Annotated in this window: 15 protein-coding genes; 4 read left to right on the forward strand and 11 right to left on the reverse strand. The window is 42.8% G+C overall.

Features of this window, described 5'->3' with window-relative positions:
- Positions 1 to 584: 584 nt before the first annotated feature.
- The 6 genes from EJP82_RS06700 to EJP82_RS06725 form a co-directional block, all read right to left on the reverse strand.
- Entirely contained in the window at positions 585 to 1043 is a 459-nt protein-coding gene (locus EJP82_RS06700; RefSeq protein ID WP_127191272.1) for an RDD family protein, read from the reverse strand.
- A gap of 292 nt (positions 1044 to 1335) precedes the next feature.
- Positions 1336 to 2907: a response regulator transcription factor gene (locus tag EJP82_RS06705; RefSeq protein ID WP_127191273.1), complete on the reverse strand. Its 1572-nt coding sequence runs from the start codon at positions 2905 to 2907 to the stop codon at positions 1336 to 1338.
- A gap of 3 nt (positions 2908 to 2910) precedes the next feature.
- Positions 2911 to 4749 carry a sensor histidine kinase gene (locus tag EJP82_RS06710; protein ID WP_127191274.1) on the reverse strand — a complete coding sequence of 613 codons (1839 nt, stop codon included), beginning with the start codon at positions 4747 to 4749 and terminating at the stop codon, positions 2911 to 2913.
- Between the two features lie 141 nt (positions 4750 to 4890).
- Complete coding sequence (locus EJP82_RS06715) at positions 4891 to 6552, reverse strand: extracellular solute-binding protein (RefSeq protein ID WP_127191275.1); 1662 nt, start codon at positions 6550 to 6552, stop codon at positions 4891 to 4893.
- Between the two features lie 93 nt (positions 6553 to 6645).
- Positions 6646 to 7530, reverse strand: a complete 885-nt coding sequence (locus EJP82_RS06720) for a carbohydrate ABC transporter permease (RefSeq protein WP_127191276.1) — start codon at positions 7528 to 7530, stop codon at positions 6646 to 6648.
- Positions 7531 to 7548: 18 nt separating this feature from the next.
- Positions 7549 to 8469 (reverse strand): ABC transporter permease, encoded by a 921-nt coding sequence (locus tag EJP82_RS06725; protein WP_127191277.1) that lies wholly within the window; start codon positions 8467 to 8469, stop codon positions 7549 to 7551.
- 147 nt (positions 8470 to 8616) lie between these two features.
- Here EJP82_RS06725 and EJP82_RS06730 point away from each other — a divergent pair, with 147 nt between their 5' ends.
- From EJP82_RS06730 to EJP82_RS06740, 3 genes are all read left to right on the forward strand, one after another.
- Positions 8617 to 9360: a glycoside hydrolase family 16 protein gene (locus EJP82_RS06730; protein ID WP_127191278.1), complete on the forward strand. Its 744-nt coding sequence runs from the start codon at positions 8617 to 8619 to the stop codon at positions 9358 to 9360.
- Positions 9361 to 9554: 194 nt separating this feature from the next.
- Positions 9555 to 10226, forward strand: a complete 672-nt coding sequence (locus EJP82_RS06735) for a response regulator transcription factor (protein ID WP_127191279.1) — start codon at positions 9555 to 9557, stop codon at positions 10224 to 10226.
- Entirely contained in the window at positions 10223 to 11284 is a 1062-nt protein-coding gene (locus tag EJP82_RS06740) for a HAMP domain-containing sensor histidine kinase (protein ID WP_127191280.1), read from the forward strand. The genes EJP82_RS06735 and EJP82_RS06740 overlap by 4 nt, the downstream gene beginning before the upstream one ends.
- Before the next feature lie 158 nt (positions 11285 to 11442).
- On the opposite strand, the gene EJP82_RS06745 is transcribed toward EJP82_RS06740, so the two are convergent.
- From EJP82_RS06745 to EJP82_RS06765, 5 genes are all read right to left on the reverse strand, one after another.
- Entirely contained in the window at positions 11443 to 12270 is an 828-nt protein-coding gene (locus tag EJP82_RS06745) for a sugar phosphate isomerase/epimerase family protein (protein ID WP_211350051.1), read from the reverse strand.
- Between the two features lie 177 nt (positions 12271 to 12447).
- A complete protein-coding gene (locus EJP82_RS06750; RefSeq protein WP_127191281.1) occupies positions 12448 to 13095 on the reverse strand; it encodes a FusB/FusC family EF-G-binding protein in 648 nt (215 codons plus the stop codon).
- A gap of 318 nt (positions 13096 to 13413) precedes the next feature.
- Complete coding sequence (locus EJP82_RS06755; RefSeq protein ID WP_170220150.1) at positions 13414 to 13920, reverse strand: SRPBCC domain-containing protein; 507 nt, start codon at positions 13918 to 13920, stop codon at positions 13414 to 13416.
- A 65-nt stretch (positions 13921 to 13985) separates the two neighbouring features.
- Positions 13986 to 14312, reverse strand: coding sequence for an ArsR/SmtB family transcription factor (locus tag EJP82_RS06760; RefSeq protein ID WP_127191283.1), 327 nt, complete (start codon positions 14310 to 14312; stop codon positions 13986 to 13988).
- A 124-nt stretch (positions 14313 to 14436) separates the two neighbouring features.
- On the reverse strand, positions 14437 to 15297 hold the full coding sequence (locus tag EJP82_RS06765; RefSeq protein ID WP_127191284.1) for an EamA family transporter: 861 nt from the start codon (positions 15295 to 15297) through the stop codon (positions 14437 to 14439).
- 138 nt (positions 15298 to 15435) lie between these two features.
- Here EJP82_RS06765 and EJP82_RS06770 point away from each other — a divergent pair, with 138 nt between their 5' ends.
- Positions 15436 to 16581, forward strand: coding sequence for a metallophosphoesterase (locus tag EJP82_RS06770; protein ID WP_211350052.1), 1146 nt, complete (start codon positions 15436 to 15438; stop codon positions 16579 to 16581).
- Position 16582: the final 1 nt, after the last annotated feature.

Here is a 16582-nt window from a genome sequence, read left to right on the forward strand (position 1 = left end):
CACTAATGGCAGCCTCAATCCAAATTGAAAGTGTACTTGTTAAATCTAGGATTCAAATGCGAGAATTAATAATTATTAACTCCGTCTCTCCATTATATCTCCACTTAGATATGGACTCCAATTCTTCTATAAACTTACAAAACATCAAGTCACTATATGACCAATCTGTTCCATCAACTTTACAAATATCTACTGCGTCGGGATAATGACCGTACCAATATGCACCATACCCTGGAAGACAAAAGTCCATGAATTTGCCTGACCGATGATAAAAATAATTAATATCCGAAAGAACTTCCTACTTTACGATTTCAATATTTGGTCTTGCAAGTAATATCCCGATTGCTTTTATAGGCTCGTCGTATTCGCTTGTTGTTCTCCTAATATCATCTAGAGTAAATGCATGGTTCATCTAACTTAGTCGGTTGAATGTGTCCGGTGATTCCGCTCCCTCGAAATGCCTCTTCCGGACAAAGGATCGAGCTTGTCTCGACCCGCAGCGTCGAATGCGATGTTATCTGATGTTATTAGCCAACTTTGGTTCATCCCAAGAGAGTCTATAGGTTTATCTTCATCTTTTAGTTTTATTGAATTTTATTTAGTTGGCTATGATCTTTGTTTATAACTAGTGTTGAGGAGATCAAGTCATGTAATGCTTGCTTTTTATTTGTAAAACCAGCCATTATAAAACCGAATAGAAAAATAATCGCTGATAGTAATTTACTCCAATATCTAATACTTGCACGCCAAAAGGAGAGTTTATGAAAGTTCAAATCGCAAACTTCTATTTTAAACGCCTGTTTTCCTATCGTTGCTTTCATTTTCGATGATTCAAAGAAAGCATAATAAACCCATGGAATCATTAGATAAATTGGAACGCCTAATGTTCCAAGAATACTTCCCTTTTGATCTTGTTCAATTCCTATTGAATTAAGAAATAATTCAAATACAGCCCATATAGATATAAAGCATACCACAGATAAATATATAATTATTAAATCAAGAAAATAAGCTCCAAAACGTTTCCAAAAGCCAGCATACATTTGATGTTCCCCCATCTTCTAAACAAGAGTTAATGCACTTAATTATTTCATAAATATGGAGAACTATACCTCATACAGTTAGTTAGACGAATACGATTAGATCTCTTCAATAGAGTGATAGACGAAGCTATTCGCCTGGGATCTTTCATTTAAATCACTTTACCCTATTTTTTGGAAATTTAATAGTTCAAACCTAACAATTTTGATTCTAAGGAATGAAAGAATATTCTAATAGATGTTAACTGCTGCAAGCGTGCCATAATCACGCTGGATAAATGCAGTATCGCCCAATTCATAACGCTGTCTCATGGTATTTACCCTCTCTTTCAAACTTTCGCCGCATCATCTGCCGATACTCTGTGGGTTGCATGTCCATTACATCCCGAAATGCCCGTGTAAAACTTTTGTAGCTTTCATACCCAACCATGGTGGCCACTTCAACGATTTTATGATCGGTTTCGGCCAGCAGCCGCCGGGCTTTATCTAGGCGCACATCGCGTAAGTATTCTGTAAATCCTTTACCGATATTCTTCTTGAACAGGTTTGAAAAATAGGCATAATTAAGCGACACATGGTTGGATACCATCGCGAGGTCCAGCGGTTTATGATAACTTTCGTGTATAAAGCGGATGGCTTCATTCAAGTCCTGCGAGTTGCGATAGCTGCACTTATATTCATAATAAAATTGATTCAGCCGAAGCAGCTGTTGTTGCAGCGCCTGAATATATTCGCGAATGCCCGGATAATCGAAAAGATTTCGCAAACATTCTATATCCAGCGCCTCTTCCCCCATGTAGGGGCGGATCACACGCTCATATTCCTCTAGCATCTGCACCATGGCGCGGCACAGCTGTTCTGTGTATTGGATATGATAGCGCTGCAGCACATTTTTGTGGAATAGCATAGAAATTTCTTGGGTGAGTTGTCCGCTATTTTTGGTGCCAATTAACTGGAATAGAGCATATAGCTTCTCATGGGGAAGTTCCCACTGCCGCTCCAGCCGTTGGGTATGCTCCCGCAGCACACAGCGCTTTTCTGGAAACAAGTAACTGTGGCGGTATAGGTCCAGCACTTGTGTATAGCTGCCGGGCAGCCCTATTAATCCTTGCTGTGGGTCGGTCATGGCAGTGATGGCATCTATCTGTCCTGCCTTGAGTGCGGCGGGTAAAGCACCTGGATCTACGGCCGCATCAACTGCGAGGATCAAGTGCGGGCGGTGTTGTAGGCAAATACATCCCTGCCTGCCATATACGAGGTAAGCAATGGATTCCATACTATGAGTACTACTGGCTCCCGCTTGGTTAATCCTTAGTTCCTCGCGCAGCAGGCATAGGCGGTAGCCTTGCCATAGCTCTGGATTTTGCTGCTGGGTTTGGCGGATCCACGCCTCATCGTTCACCGCGCCCTGCATAAACATGCACAGTTCTTTGCGGTCCGTCTCCTGGGCGCGACGGGATATATGCTCCATATTAAGCGAGAGTGCCTGCCTTGTCCTTATCTCCTGCCATACATGCTCTACCGCGGATTGCAGATCCTCCCGCTTCACAGGCTTGAGCAGGTAGCCCTTTGCTCCAAGCCCAATGGCTTTTTGGGCATAGGAGAAATCGCTATAGCCGCTGATAATCAGGTAATCCACCTTGATGCGTTCTTCTTTGGTTTGTGCCATTAGCGTAAGTCCATCCATATCCGGCATCATGATATCGGTAATCACCAGCTGAATGCTGTGCTGACGCAATATTTGTAACGCCTCGATCCCGCCGGAAGCACAGTAAATGTTGTCAAGCTGCAGAGGAAATTGGCGCAGCATGGCCTGAAGGCCATCGCGTATGTGCTTTTGATCGTCAACAACCAGAATATTAATCATGTCCTACCATCCTCCAAGATTCACATTTTCCCAAGGCAACCGTAAGGTTACACAGGTATAGGATCCCTGCACACTGTCAATCCAAAGACCGCAGCCTTTACCATAATGAAGTTGCAGGCGTTTATGTACGTTTTCCAAGCCTAGTCCGTTCTTGCTAGCTACGATCGGTGTATCTGATTCGCCTCGCAGTACAGCCTGCAAACTGGCCAGCAATTCCGGGTCGACACCCGCGCCGTCATCAAATATCTCGATCAGTAGCAAGCTGTCATCCTCCACCCTTACGGTAATTTGGATACGTACACTGCCACCTGAAGGCGACGCGTGATGAACGGAATTTTCAACGATGGGCTGCAAGCACATTTTAGGAATGGTATAGCTAAGCACCTCCGGGGGAAGATCCGCCTTCAATACAATGCTGCCGCTTTCCATAAAGTTGATGAATTGAATATAGCTTTGTATATTGGCAAGCTCCTCACTGAGGGCAACGGTATCGCTACGCCACTGCATGCTATAGCGAAGCTGCGAGCCTAACGACACCAACGCACCGGCAATAGCGGGCTGATGCTGAACCTCCGCTTGCATACGAATGGATTCCAGTGCATTATACAAAAAGTGTGAATTGATCTGCGAATGTAGTGAGTGCAGCTGTGCGTTTTTGGCAATCAACTGCTTATCCACCACCTGCGTCATCAGTCGTTTGATTTCGTCCAGCATTTTGTTGTAGTTGACGGCCACCTCGTCGATTTCATCTCCGGTTTCGTTGTCATCTAAGTCGGTAACAATCTTCGCATCCAGTTGGCCTTTCCGTACCTGGCGCATAGAAGATAACACACTATCTAACCGGCGGAAAATGCGCTGAGTGGTGTGTGATACGAGCAGCATGATCAGCAGCAGCACGAATAATGTAATTGCTACCACAAGTACATACCAGCTTCGCGGGCCCTTCATCAACGCCTGATGAGAGGCAATATCCACCACATAAGCATTCAGCGGGACGATATAACGGTATAGCGCGTAGTAGGTTTGATCTCCTACATGGACCTTAATAGGTTTATTCTGGTGCAGCACATCCAGCTGTCTATGTATATTGCCAAGGATTTCGTCTAGCCCTTCCCCCGCATTTTGAGAAAACACATGCTGAGGATTGTATACAGATCGGGAAGGATCTGTTCCGTCCATCACAACAGAAAAGAAATCTCCACTATCCTCCTGGAGCATTTCACTGAAAAAAACGCTGTGCTGTGATCGAACTTCCATAATGGTAGGGAGTTTTTGCTGCTGACCAGGAAGACGTACCAGACGGTAGTAGGATAACGTATGTTGACCATCTTTAAAAGCAAATAAGCGGAATGCTGCACCGCCTTCATCCCGAAGGGTTACCCAATATTCCTGAGGCCAAAACTTGTCATAATGGTAGATCTCGGGCCAGATTTCATAAAGGTTCGGGTTATCGACATAAAAGCTGAGCTCACTTATCATCTCGTGACTTTGGATGATATTGTGCATCTGCTCAAACTGATTTTGCCTAAATTTCACAAGACGCAGGCCGTCCCCTCGCATGTTGGAGTGAATAAAATCCACAAATGCCTTTTGAGTCAGTGCGGTTGAGGAAGCGTTTTCAAGTATATCCATTCTACTTCGTATCTGTTCGTTGAGACGTGAGACATGGCTGCTGCCAGTAGCCATAGCGTCCTTGTATAGCTGGGTTTCCTGCATGCGGATAAATAAAAGGGATACCAAAATACCTGGGATAACAATCATTATGCTAAAGGCCAGAAACAATTTTTGCGATATACGGGCATTGCGGTAAAGCTTCCTTAATTTAGCCAGCAGATACTTCATTCAAATGCCTCCCTACCTTTGTAATATATCATATATAGTAAATCGGCTGGTAGGTAAATAGCGTTGTTACAAGATAGTAAGAAAAGTTGATAATACCGGCCACCAAGTTGGTGGCCGGTATTAATCATAATATGGGTATTGTTACTCCGCCATTTTGGCTTTTCGAACATCCAGCTCGGCCTGGCGGTATTCCATCACCTTGTCAAAGCCGTAACCCAAGCGACGGTCAAGAAAACTCTCAAAGATTTTATCAAAGGCGGCTTCATCCTTGGCGGTAATCAGTTCAGGCATCACTTCCTCCCAATTTTGGGAAATACGCGTCCAAGCTACCGCTACTTCAGAATCGCCTTGTGGATCTAAGCCCTTGTAGATGCCGCTGTCAATATCGGCCTGTGCATTGGCAAAGTCCTCCATTTGCTTAATAACAGGAGTTTTCTCCGGTCTCCACTGGTTGACGATTACAGGATTACGCATCATCCAGTAGGTATCCATGATACCGTAGTCCTTTTCTAACTTCGCTAAATCGGTATCGAGCAATTCTTTAACTTCAGCCGTCAACTTCGGCTTACCATCCACCATTTCCCACGTTTCGCCTTCCTTGCCAAGGAATACATCCCTTTGGCCTTCCTCACTGGCTAGATAGCTCAAGAAGCGGATTGCTCGTTCAGGGTTTTCGGTAGATTTGCTAATCATAGTAACCATCCAGCCGTCCATGTTACCGGGGAACAGTTTGGCGGTATCACCCTTGCTGTTCTGCGGACCATCCACTGCAATATAGTAAGACTCAGGGTTTGCACTTGCAGCCAGCAGAGGATTGACAGCAGTCATGCCCGTCCACTCGCGAATCTGCATAAAATAACGGGCGTTGTTCGTTTTTTCCTCTACCTGAGTATCAGAATCTACTAGAAAATCCACATTGATCAGTCCACGCTCGTAAGCAGTGCGGAAGGTTTTCAGCCAGGTGATATAATCAGGATCAGTCATGCGGTCGTATACCTTGCCATCCTTCTCATACGGAACAGCCAGCAGGTTTTGCAGGTACTCGGTCATCCCGTAAGGAACATTCCCCATTGAAAAGAAGGGGCTGATGGGCTGGCCTTTATATTCAGAATACTGATCCTTTAGCAATTGCAGTGCACCCAGAAAACCATCTGGGGTGCTTAAGTCCGGTTTGCCCATATCCTCATATAGATCTTTTCGTACTAAAAAGGTTTGGTTGGCTGCCGTCATGCCAGTTTCATGCATCAGATTGGGGCTGAATGAATCATTCGGCACTCCATAAGTATTACCATTTTCTTGACGATACCATTTCAGTGTACCGTCACCCGCCACCTTGAAGAAGTAGGGATCATATTGTTCTGCTAATTCATTTAAGGCATACACATGGTCGCCTTCCCATAGCTTTTTGATAGCGGTTTCCCACGATCCCATCGAAATTAAATCCGGTAATTTACCGGAGGTCATCATCAGGGTAATCTGCTCGTTCGCTTCGCCGGAGGGTACTTCAAGTTTGATGTTGACGCCTGTTTTTTCAGTTATATACTTGGAGTTCACGCTGTCCCCCCAAGTTTGACCATACCAGTTTGCACCAACAAACCAAGTGAGGTCCACAGGACTGGTATCTTGCTTCCATGCAGGTTCATCGGGGCTCAGCGTTACTTCAGCCTGCGGCGTTGTACTATTCGTAGTCTGTGAAGTCGGCTTCGCTTCATTTTTTCCAGAATTGCTACACGCTGTCATACTTAGCGTTAGGATTACTGCCAAAACTATGGCCATGTATTGCTTGTTACGGGTGACCTTCATTAGATAATCATCCTTTCATTGCTATTACTGTATTTTTTGTATATAGGTCTCATTCGTTCTCAATAATGATGGCTTAGAGAAGCAAATGTAGACTTACCCTTTAATAGCGCCGATCATCACGCCTTTGACCAGATAACGCTGAATAAAGGGATAGAACACCAGAATAGGAAGTGTGGCCACCATCATGGATGCAAACTTGATGGAGTTACCGGGTAACTTTGCGCCGAATTGTGCCATGGCTTGCTGCTGCATGAAAGACATGGAGTTCTCCGCAACGATTTTGAACAGCATCGTTTGCATCGGTATCAGGTCCTGCGAGCGGATGTAAATCACGCCCTGATAATAATCATTCCAATGATAGACAGCTGAGAAAAGCGCTATGGTGGCAATCACGGCCATGCTGTTGGGCAATACGATTCTGAACAGGACGCCATAATCAGAAGCGCCGTCTACTTTCGCAGATTCCTCCAAGCCGTCGGGGATGGTACGAAAGAAGCTCATGAAAATAACCATATTGAAAAAAGTATACATGGCAGGAATGACGAATACCCAAAAATTATCGTATAGGCCCAGCTTCGTCATCAGAATAAACGAGGGAATCAGCCCGCCTGAGAACAGCATAGTAATCAGGGAAATTTTGAGATACAGCTTGCGGCCAATCAGATTAGACTTGCTCATTCCGTAAGCCACAATGGCGGTAAACAACACATGCACCACTGTCCCTAACACCGTGCGTAGCGTGGTGATGTAAAATCCGTTCATCAGCGCCTTGTCATTAAACACAACACTATAACTATCCAGCGATAGTTCCTTTGGAAACCAATTGACCGTACCCAGCATGGCCTGCGCTGGCGAATTGATCGAGTTTATGAACACAAACCACATCGGGTACAGAGTTACAAAGCAAACCGCCAGCATCAGTAGGGTATTGCAGACCTCAAATACTCCGATTCGTTGAAACCTTCTGCGTCTTTCCATGTATCTGCCCTCCCCCTATTAAAAGATACTCTCGTCCGTAAGTTTTTTGGATGTGTAATTGGCCAAAAACAACAGCGCTAGTGCTACAATTGAGCGGGCAAACAGTACGGCCGTTGAGAAAGAATAACGCCCAGATACCAAGCCCATGTTATAGATATACAAATCCAGGCTTTCTGCCATCTTTAGGTTCATGTTGTTCTTCAACATAAAGATTTGCTCAAAATTACTGCCGAGTATCCCGCTGACAGCGAGGATAAGCAAAATGGAAATGGTAGGGCGTATGCTCTGAATCGAGATATGCCACATACGCTTCCAGCGGTTTGCACCATCTAGCTCCGCCGCTTCGTATAGTCCCGGATCAATGCCAGCTAGTGCGGCTATGTATATGATGGCACTCCATCCGGTTTCTTTCAGTGTATCGGAGAAATAGGTGATCCACCAAAAGTATTTAGGTTCGCTATTAAACAAGATTTGGCGCTCCTGGAGTCCAAGTGCAATCAACAGTTGGTTGATCATACCGCCCTCACCCAGCCAGTTGAGCATGATGCCGCCAAATATCGTCCAGGCAATAAAGTGCGGTAGGTACGAAATGGTTTGTACCGTACGCTTAAATCGAATACCTCGTATTTCATTTAGCAACAAGGCAAATAAAATTGGAATTGGAAAGCCCAACACTAGCTTGATGCTGCTCATCCCCAAGGTATTACGGATTGAACGCCAAAAACGGTCATCCGCCAAAAATTCCTGAAAGTGTTTCAGCCCTACAAAGGGTGATTCCAGCATGGGCCTCGCAATGCTGAAGTCCATAAACGCAATGATCAACCAAAACATGGGGATATAACAAAAGATAAGCATCCAGATAATGCCTGGGATGACCATGCTTTGCAATTGCCATTGATTAAAAAAGGTCTTCATTTTTCCTTTTCTGTCTTGAAACATATTCTGTGCCCCCTTCCATTTCATCGTATGAAAACGGACACATAAAAAAAAGGCCATGATTTTTGACCTTATCCCAATTTTTTAGATTTGGTTGACCGAGGGCTATAATTAAGTATGCTGTGATTAAATGAAAGGAGTGTGCAAAGAATGAACAAGCTTTTATGGGAGCAGGATTTTTTAAATAGCCAAACCGATTTGAGCGCATGGAACATTCGCCTTGGCAATGACTTACTTGATAACAATGGCAAGCCTATATGCCCAGGTTGGGGCAACGGAGAACAGCAGTTTTATACGGATCATTCTAATAACCTGTATATCGATGAATTTGGTTTAAACCTATGCGCGCGCCGAGAAACTATCGAACAGGACGGGCGGGTTTTTGCCTATACCTCGGCTCGTTTGGACACTAAGGACCATCTTTCCTTTTGTTACGGTAAGCTAATCGTACGTGCAAAGTGTCCGATAGGACACGGCGTATGGCCTGCCATCTGGCTACTCCCTCAGGAACAGGCATACGGTCCTTGGCCCGCTTCCGGCGAGATCGATATCATGGAAGCTAAAGGGCGTCTGCCTCAGCATATATCCGGAACGCTGCACTACGGGAAGGATTGGGACCATAAAGTCACCGATGAGTTCTCCTACCAACTTGAAAACGGAACAATAAACGAATTTCATGATTATGCATTGGAATGGGATGCCAACTCCATAAGGTGGCTGGTAGATGGTCATTGCTTCGCCGAGCGTCATCTGCAGCCGGGCATAATGCCCTTTGACGTGCCCTTTTATCTGGTGCTCAACCTTGCCGTAGGCGGCTGGTATGACAATGTGGCAGTGGATGAAGCTGCGTTGCCGGCGATAATGACGGTTTCAGGTATATGGCTGTATCAATAGTAAACGATTCCCTTTTACTAGACTACTAGCGCGAACAGATCAAACATAGATTGATATTCTTCATTATAGGGATTGTTATTCGTACAAAAGTAGCCGGTCATATGATCGGCTACTTTTACGTTCTATATGATCGGGTTATATTCACTTGATTTTGCCCATTAGCCATGTAGCCATGAACCACCACTACCGCTTTTATGGTTAATATACTTGTTGTGGAGGATGATATAAAGCTCAATCAAATTATGTGCACCTATCTAAGCAATAACGGATATGACGCCAAAGGGTGTTTGAACCCACGAGAAGCATACGATTTGATGTATAACAATCTATATGACCTTATCATTTCAGACGTCATGATGCCGGAGATTGACGGCTTTGAATTTGCGGAAACGGTGAGGGCTATTAACAAGACTATCCCCATTCTTTTTGTTACCTCCCGTGACGACATTTCATCGAAACAAAGAGGATTTCGTGCAGGGATTGACGACTATATGGTTAAACCTATCCATATGGACCAGTTAGTAATGCGTGTCGGTGCCCTGCTCAGGCGAGCAAATATTGCCCACGACAAAAAACTAGTGGTAGGAAATCTTATGATGAACGCAGATGATATAACCGCAACGGTAAACGGTACGGAAATTCCTGTGACGTTACGAGAATTCAACATACTCTACAAGATGCTTTCCTATCCAAAACATACCTTTTCTCGTGCCCAGCTTATGGATGAGTTTTGGGGCATTGCCAGTGAAACTAGCCTGCGCGCTGTAGATGTATATATTGTCAAACTTCGAGATAAGTTCTCCTGCTGTGAGGATTTCAAGATCATGACGGTGCATGGACTTGGCTACAAGGCAGTGCCGCAATGAGGAAGAAGCAAGATAAGAAAGTCCGACTCAAATCACAGAATTTTTCATGGAAAGAGTTTTTGTGGACCTTTATTATTCTGTCGATATTGACCGCAGGGCAAGCGATGATCTACGATGCCTATATTCCGATCGAAAACGTTCCGTCGCAATACATCTTCGGGATCGCGGGATATTGGATCATCGTTGCCTTCATTTTCTGCCTTGTCACCGCACGGCAGAAGTACAAAACCTTTGATAAGCCAATGCGCAAACTCAGCGAAGCGGCAAAACAGGTAGCAGAAGGTGATTTTTCCGTCTATTTAGAACCCATTCATAGGGCTGACAAGAAGGATTATGTGGACGTAATGTTCGAGGATTTCAACAAGATGGTTCAGGAACTGGGTAGCATTGAAACGCTCAAAAATGATTTCATATCCAGTGTGTCCCATGAAATCAAAACCCCTCTGTCCGTCATTCATAGCTACGCAATGGCGTTACAAAAGATGGAGTTATCGCCGAAACTTCAGCAGGAATATACAACAATCATATTAGCTTCTCAAAAGTTAACGACATTAGTAATTAACATCCTTAAACTTAATAAATTGGACAATCAGGAGATTAATCACGTTGCAGAGCCCTATGATATTTGTAGACAGTTATGCGATTGCGCCCTTACTTTTGAAAATTCCTGGGAAGAAAAGAATATCGAATTTGTGGTGGATTTAGAAGATCGTGCCATCATTTATGCTGACGAAAGTATGCTGGAGATCTTATGGCTTAATCTCCTCTCCAATGCTCTGAAATTCACTGCCCCCGGCGGGACCATCACCTTAATGCAGACTTCGGATGAAGATACGATTACCGTCATGATATCAGATACTGGTTGCGGCATGAACGAGGAAACGATGAAGCATATTTTCGATAAATTCTATCAAGGAGATACTTCCCACTCCGGGGACGGTAACGGCCTAGGTCTTGCTCTTTCACTGCGGGTCATTGAACTGGTGGGTGGTGCCATATCGGTTAACAGTGAGCCGAACAAAGGTACGACATTCACTGTCAAATTAAAAGTGGAATAATAGTAGCAATCAAATAAACAGCCCGAATTCGATCATATTAACTATGACCCGTAAGATGGAAACTTTGAAAAAAGTACCCTCTTACGGGTCATTTCTGTCTTAATCTAATAAATCCAGTTGTTCATCACGATTCTTCTAATCAGAGTCTTGAGCCTAGGTCACTTAGATGGAATATTGAACTTTAATGCTTCCAACCTTTTTGCTCGCTCAAATGCTTTATGTAAAAACTCTTTAGCCGATAAATTCTCATAATCCCAATTCATGGCCTCTATTGCAATCGCGCCTGAATAATCCGTTTCCACAATTTTTTTCATGGTTGTAGACCAATCAATCGTACCGTCAAAAGGTAACCCGTGTTGGGCATAACTTCCGTTATTATCATGTAAATGTACTGCCATCAACCGGGAACCGTATATGGATAATAAATCATTGCCTGGATAGTAGCGGTAGTGATGCCCACAGTCATAACAAAATCCGACACGCAGGGAATCCACTTGCTCCAGCACATACGCCAAATTGGTGAGATTATGCAAATTCTCCAGCGCAACATTGACACCAAGTTGTTCAGCTTTTTCAGTGATTCTCTTGATCCTATCCAGTCCCAATGCGTTATATGGATTGTCTTCGCCCGGTAGGTGTACCACCATTGTTGGAATCTCAAATTCGGCGCAATCGGCAACACATTGCAAATAGCAGTCGGTTAAGGCTTCACCGTCCAGATTATCAAGCCAGAGGTTGTTTTGGTTTTGGATTGGCGTGTGGATATTTTCTATAAAAAGACCTCTTTCTCGCGCAATTTGTGGCCCGTTGCGGTAATCGTTCCGATTAAAGCCTTCACTCCACCATAATAAAACACCATCAAATCCGGCTTCTTTTATTAACTGATAACGTTCCTTAATCGGCAATTCATAGCCAAACCAATCATAAATAGTTATCATAAGCCTCTTCCTTTCAGGATTTTTCAGTACAGCTTTTATATATTTCATAGACTTCACCCTAACAAAATACTATATATAACATTTTATACTTATATTGCGGATAATATCAATTAGATATCTTAAGCAATCAGGCCTACCATTCATGATTAGAATGATAATTCAATTGTCATATAATATCGCACCAAAAAAGGCTACCTTTATGGCAGCCTTTTCCTAATGATTGCTCTATTTACGAACTGAGAGAATGAATTTCTCCAGTGATCCTGTATCGGTAATGCTCTGATTACATCCTTGATTCTCCATGCAGATGTATTGACCCACAGCATAATAATCATCCGGTGAAGAGTTCACAGGCTTGGTCTTAACCGAGAAGAATGCAAGTTCATGTTGCCGATTACAGAACAGGCAATACCCTTTCTTGTTAGTCGGTGTGATTCTTCCCTCGATGCCAATGAATTGTCCTTCGAACGGATACACAATGAATAATTTGTTCGTAGCAATATCTACCCAGCTCAGATACGTAACATATCGAAAGTCGATGGATGCTAGATTAGGTACTTTCAACTTCTTATTCTTAGGAAATAGCTTCTGAATCTGTTTCGGCGTAATCGGCGGAAATGATTCTAAATAAGGTTCTAATGCGTCTAGATATCTCTGGAAATCATATGCCGTCTCGAAGGTCGATATTTGTTCCAACAATTGCTGTTGATCCTCTGTAAGATAATGAAATGCTTCAGTAATGATCGTTGCAGCACGAAATCTTACGGTCTCTAAGACTCTTCGATCCGCGACAGTTCTTAGTGTTTTCAGAAGAAATTCCGATTGTTTCTTAATAACGTTATATTGATGGTTTCTAATAAATGGTGTACTCATAGCTCTTCAGCCCCTTATATGTTATGAAAGATCATAAGGTGCAAAGCCCATTATTAGAAACGATAAAGTTAAGTGTGGGCGATCAAATCATCTTATCGCACCTCACGCAAAGTATCGCCCTAGGTTAGGCTTTGCATGAGGACCCCCTAGCAAATGTGCAATTCCGAATTGCCATCTACATCACCCCCAATTAGATTTAATTCGAAAAGTATAGCAAAAAATAACCTGAGCCGCAATTATCTAAATAATAAATAAAGGCAGGCCGCCGATCTCTCGGGGCCTGCCTTTTGATATAGCATTAGGTTGCGAATTATTTCCTTAATTGTTCTCTTGGATCGACTTCAGATGCTCGACCAATCTGTTCCAGGTATCTGTTATGCCCTGCATCATGCCCATATCCATCACCTGCTTCAGTGCTTCAGCCGTCGCATATTCACCGCGGTTAATTACCCTTGTTCCGTTATCCGTCTCGATGAAAGTCAGCGTCACGAGCGTTTGCGGCATATCTTCCGCCACGTTGCCCTCCGCATCGGAGAAATAATCCACATACACAATCTTCTCCGGCACGACGATTTCACGGTACGCTGCCTTGCCCCATGATTCCATACCATAGAAATCACCCTGGTTCTTGTCCTCGCACTTCATGCAATAATGCCAAACTCCGCCTTCGCGAAAATCAACATGGCATACCGGAAGCGTCCAACCTCTCGGCCCCCACCATTGCTTCAAATGCTCCGCCTTCGTGAAGGCTTGAAAAACAAGTTCACGAGGGGCATTGAATTCACGCTCTAGAATAAGCACATTGCCCTCAATCTTGGATATCATTTGATTTGTCACTTTAAATTCCTCCTCGATTTCATTTCTTGGTCCAAATAGTCCTGATACAGCGTTCAGCTCCGTTTTTCCTTGTCCTGCAACTTTTGCAAATAGTCATCCAGACGGTCGAACCGCTTCTCCCAGATAACACGATAGCGCTCAAGCCAATCGTCCAACTCTCGAAAAGGATCCGGTCGCAGCCTATAGATCCGGCGATTCGCGTCTACTTCGGCCTCCACGATCCCTGCCTCACTTAGTACACGTAAATGCTTGGATACTTGCGGCTGGCGCAGTTGCAGACGTTCTGCGATTTCTCCAACGGTGAGTGGACATTCACGTAAAAGCTCAACTATCTGCATACGGTTAGACTCTGCCAATGCACTCATGACGTTAATATTCATGGTTATCATCCGTTCTCTTGCTGAAATAATACGCATGCTTCGTTCTATGTTTGTAGGTTGATATCTTATTAAACCAATATACCACAACAGGAATATTCCTGCAAAGGAATATAGAGAACTATTTTTAAATCAACAGTGTTATTGTGCCTGCTACAATTACAATCAAACCTATGAAAGATTTCTTTGTTAATTTTTCTTGTAAGAACAAATATGAAAAAATAATCGTCACTAAAATACTCAATTTATCAATCGGTACTACTATACTCGCCTCTCCATCTTGGAGTGCTTTATAGTAGCATAACCATGAAAGTCCTGTCGTAATTCCAGAAAGACATATAAATAACCAACTCTTCTTATCTATATGTTTGACTTCGCCCTGTTTCTTAGTTGCAAATACAACAATCCACGCCATAAGAAGGACTACTATCGTTCGAATCGCTGTTCCAAGATTGGACTCAACGCCTTCAATACCAATCTTGCCAAGTATAGAAGTTAAACTTGCAAATACAGCTGATAGGACTGCATAGAACATCCATCCCTTTGCCTTTACTTCCTTCTTCGCGACTTCTTTCTTCGTAATCATCAAATATGTACCAACTCCGATAGCTACCATACCCAAAACCTTGATCACTGTTAATGCTTCACCAAGAATGATAAATGCCAAAATCATAGTCAGCACCGTACTAGACTTATCAATTGGGGTTACCTTATTAACATCTCCCAATTGAAGAGCTTTGAAGTAGCAAAGCCAGGAACCTCCTGTTGCCATGCCCGATAGCACCAGGAAAATAAGTGTCTTGGTATTCACTGCTGTAATGGTATCAAATGAACCTACCACAAATACCATTAACCATGAAAAAATTAATATAATAACGGTCCGAATCGCCGTTGCTACATTTGAATCCGTATTTTTTATCCCTATTTTCGCTAAAATGGCTGTGATCCCTGCAAAGAGTGCGGAACCAAATGCGAATAATAACCACATATTCTTTAACTCCTATTCTGCCTTTTTCTATTTGTTTGCCTTATGATTATACTATAATGTGTTCAGAGGGAGGTTAGAAGGGACAACTACAGAACGAGTTTTCTCCACATTATGCAGATTTATAAGGCGGTGTATCCTGTGATTTTGGTGTTTTTGTGTATGTTCGCTATTTATGGAGCTACTAACTATTATATTGGTAAGAAGGTTTTTAAATGGCTACAGCATATTTTTCCTATGATAAATTGGATCGTATTTGGAATTATATATAGCTGTTTTGCTTTAACTACCATCTTTAATTTATTGCTATCCTCTTCGACTATTCTGTTAAATTCAAGTATCGTTAGTTTGATCGCTCAATTAGGCGAATATTGGATGGGACTATACTGCTACTTGCTATTGTTGTTGATCATAATGGATTTGATCTTATTTATAGGTAGAAAGATAAAGCTTATCCGTACACCAGTTCCACAATCTATTGCATTCCATACAAAGTCCTTTGTTTTTATCACAGTCATAGGGTTAGTATTATATGGAAGTTATAATGCTACCCAGCTAAAAGAAGTATCTTACAAAGTCCAATTTGATAACAGCACATCATTAGATAATCTAAATATTGTTCTGATAAGTGACTTACATTTAGGATACATAAATGATGTTGATTTCATCTCAAAAGTTGTTAATCACATTAATAGTTTACATCCTGATATCGTACTAATGTCTGGTGATATATTTAATGGCAACTACTATGCGCTCTCGAACCCCTCTAAAGCAGTTGAAGAGTTAAATCAACTGAAGTCAACCTACGGTGTTTATGCTTCTTTAGGTAATCATGATGCAGGTCGTTCCTATGAAGAGATAGTAAGCTTTATTGAAAAAAGTAATATTAAACTTCTGAATGATGAGCATGTAATTATTGATAATAGATTTGTCTTAATTGGAAGGAAGGATTCATCCCCCATTGGTGATCAAGGAACAACACGGGGGGATATTACAGAAATCTTTGATAAGATAGATGCAAACATGCCCGTTATCGTAATGGATCATCAACCAGCTAATATGATTGAATACGGAAATGAAGTCGATTTAATACTGAGTGGACACACGCATCAAGGTCAAATATTCCCGGCCAACCTAATCACAAATGCCATGTTTACTGTAGATTATGGATACTACCAAAAGGATAAAGATAGTCCGCAAGTTATCGTTACATCAGGTGTGGGTACTTGGGGTCCGCCGTTACGAATTGGTACGAACAGCGAGATTGTGCAAATTACAATCGAATAAT

The sequence above is a fragment of the Paenibacillus anaericanus genome (assembly GCF_003994475.1).
GTDB classification, from domain to species: Bacteria; Bacillota; Bacilli; order Paenibacillales; family Paenibacillaceae; genus Fontibacillus; species Fontibacillus anaericanus.

Bases quoted from the DNA above. Each gene is read 5' to 3' on its own strand.
- EJP82_RS06700 (WP_127191272.1), bottom strand. From the start codon at position 1,043: ATGTATGCTGGCTTTTGGAAACGTTTTGGAGCTTATTTTCTTGATTTA.
- EJP82_RS06705 (WP_127191273.1), bottom strand. From the start codon at position 2,907: ATGATTAATATTCTGGTTGTTGACGATCAAAAGCACATACGCGATGGC.
- EJP82_RS06710 (WP_127191274.1), bottom strand. From the start codon at position 4,749: ATGAAGTATCTGCTGGCTAAATTAAGGAAGCTTTACCGCAATGCCCGT.
- EJP82_RS06715 (WP_127191275.1), bottom strand. From the start codon at position 6,552: ATGAAGGTCACCCGTAACAAGCAATACATGGCCATAGTTTTGGCAGTA.
- EJP82_RS06720 (WP_127191276.1), bottom strand. From the start codon at position 7,530: ATGGAAAGACGCAGAAGGTTTCAACGAATCGGAGTATTTGAGGTCTGC.
- EJP82_RS06725 (WP_127191277.1), bottom strand. From the start codon at position 8,469: ATGTTTCAAGACAGAAAAGGAAAAATGAAGACCTTTTTTAATCAATGG.
- EJP82_RS06730 (WP_127191278.1), top strand. From the start codon at position 8,617: ATGAACAAGCTTTTATGGGAGCAGGATTTTTTAAATAGCCAAACCGAT.
- EJP82_RS06735 (WP_127191279.1), top strand. From the start codon at position 9,555: ATGGTTAATATACTTGTTGTGGAGGATGATATAAAGCTCAATCAAATT.
- EJP82_RS06740 (WP_127191280.1), top strand. From the start codon at position 10,223: ATGAGGAAGAAGCAAGATAAGAAAGTCCGACTCAAATCACAGAATTTT.
- EJP82_RS06745 (WP_211350051.1), bottom strand. From the start codon at position 12,270: ATGAAATATATAAAAGCTGTACTGAAAAATCCTGAAAGGAAGAGGCTT.
- EJP82_RS06750 (WP_127191281.1), bottom strand. From the start codon at position 13,095: ATGAGTACACCATTTATTAGAAACCATCAATATAACGTTATTAAGAAA.
- EJP82_RS06755 (WP_170220150.1), bottom strand. From the start codon at position 13,920: ATGATATCCAAGATTGAGGGCAATGTGCTTATTCTAGAGCGTGAATTC.
- EJP82_RS06760 (WP_127191283.1), bottom strand. From the start codon at position 14,312: ATGAATATTAACGTCATGAGTGCATTGGCAGAGTCTAACCGTATGCAG.
- EJP82_RS06765 (WP_127191284.1), bottom strand. From the start codon at position 15,297: ATGTGGTTATTATTCGCATTTGGTTCCGCACTCTTTGCAGGGATCACA.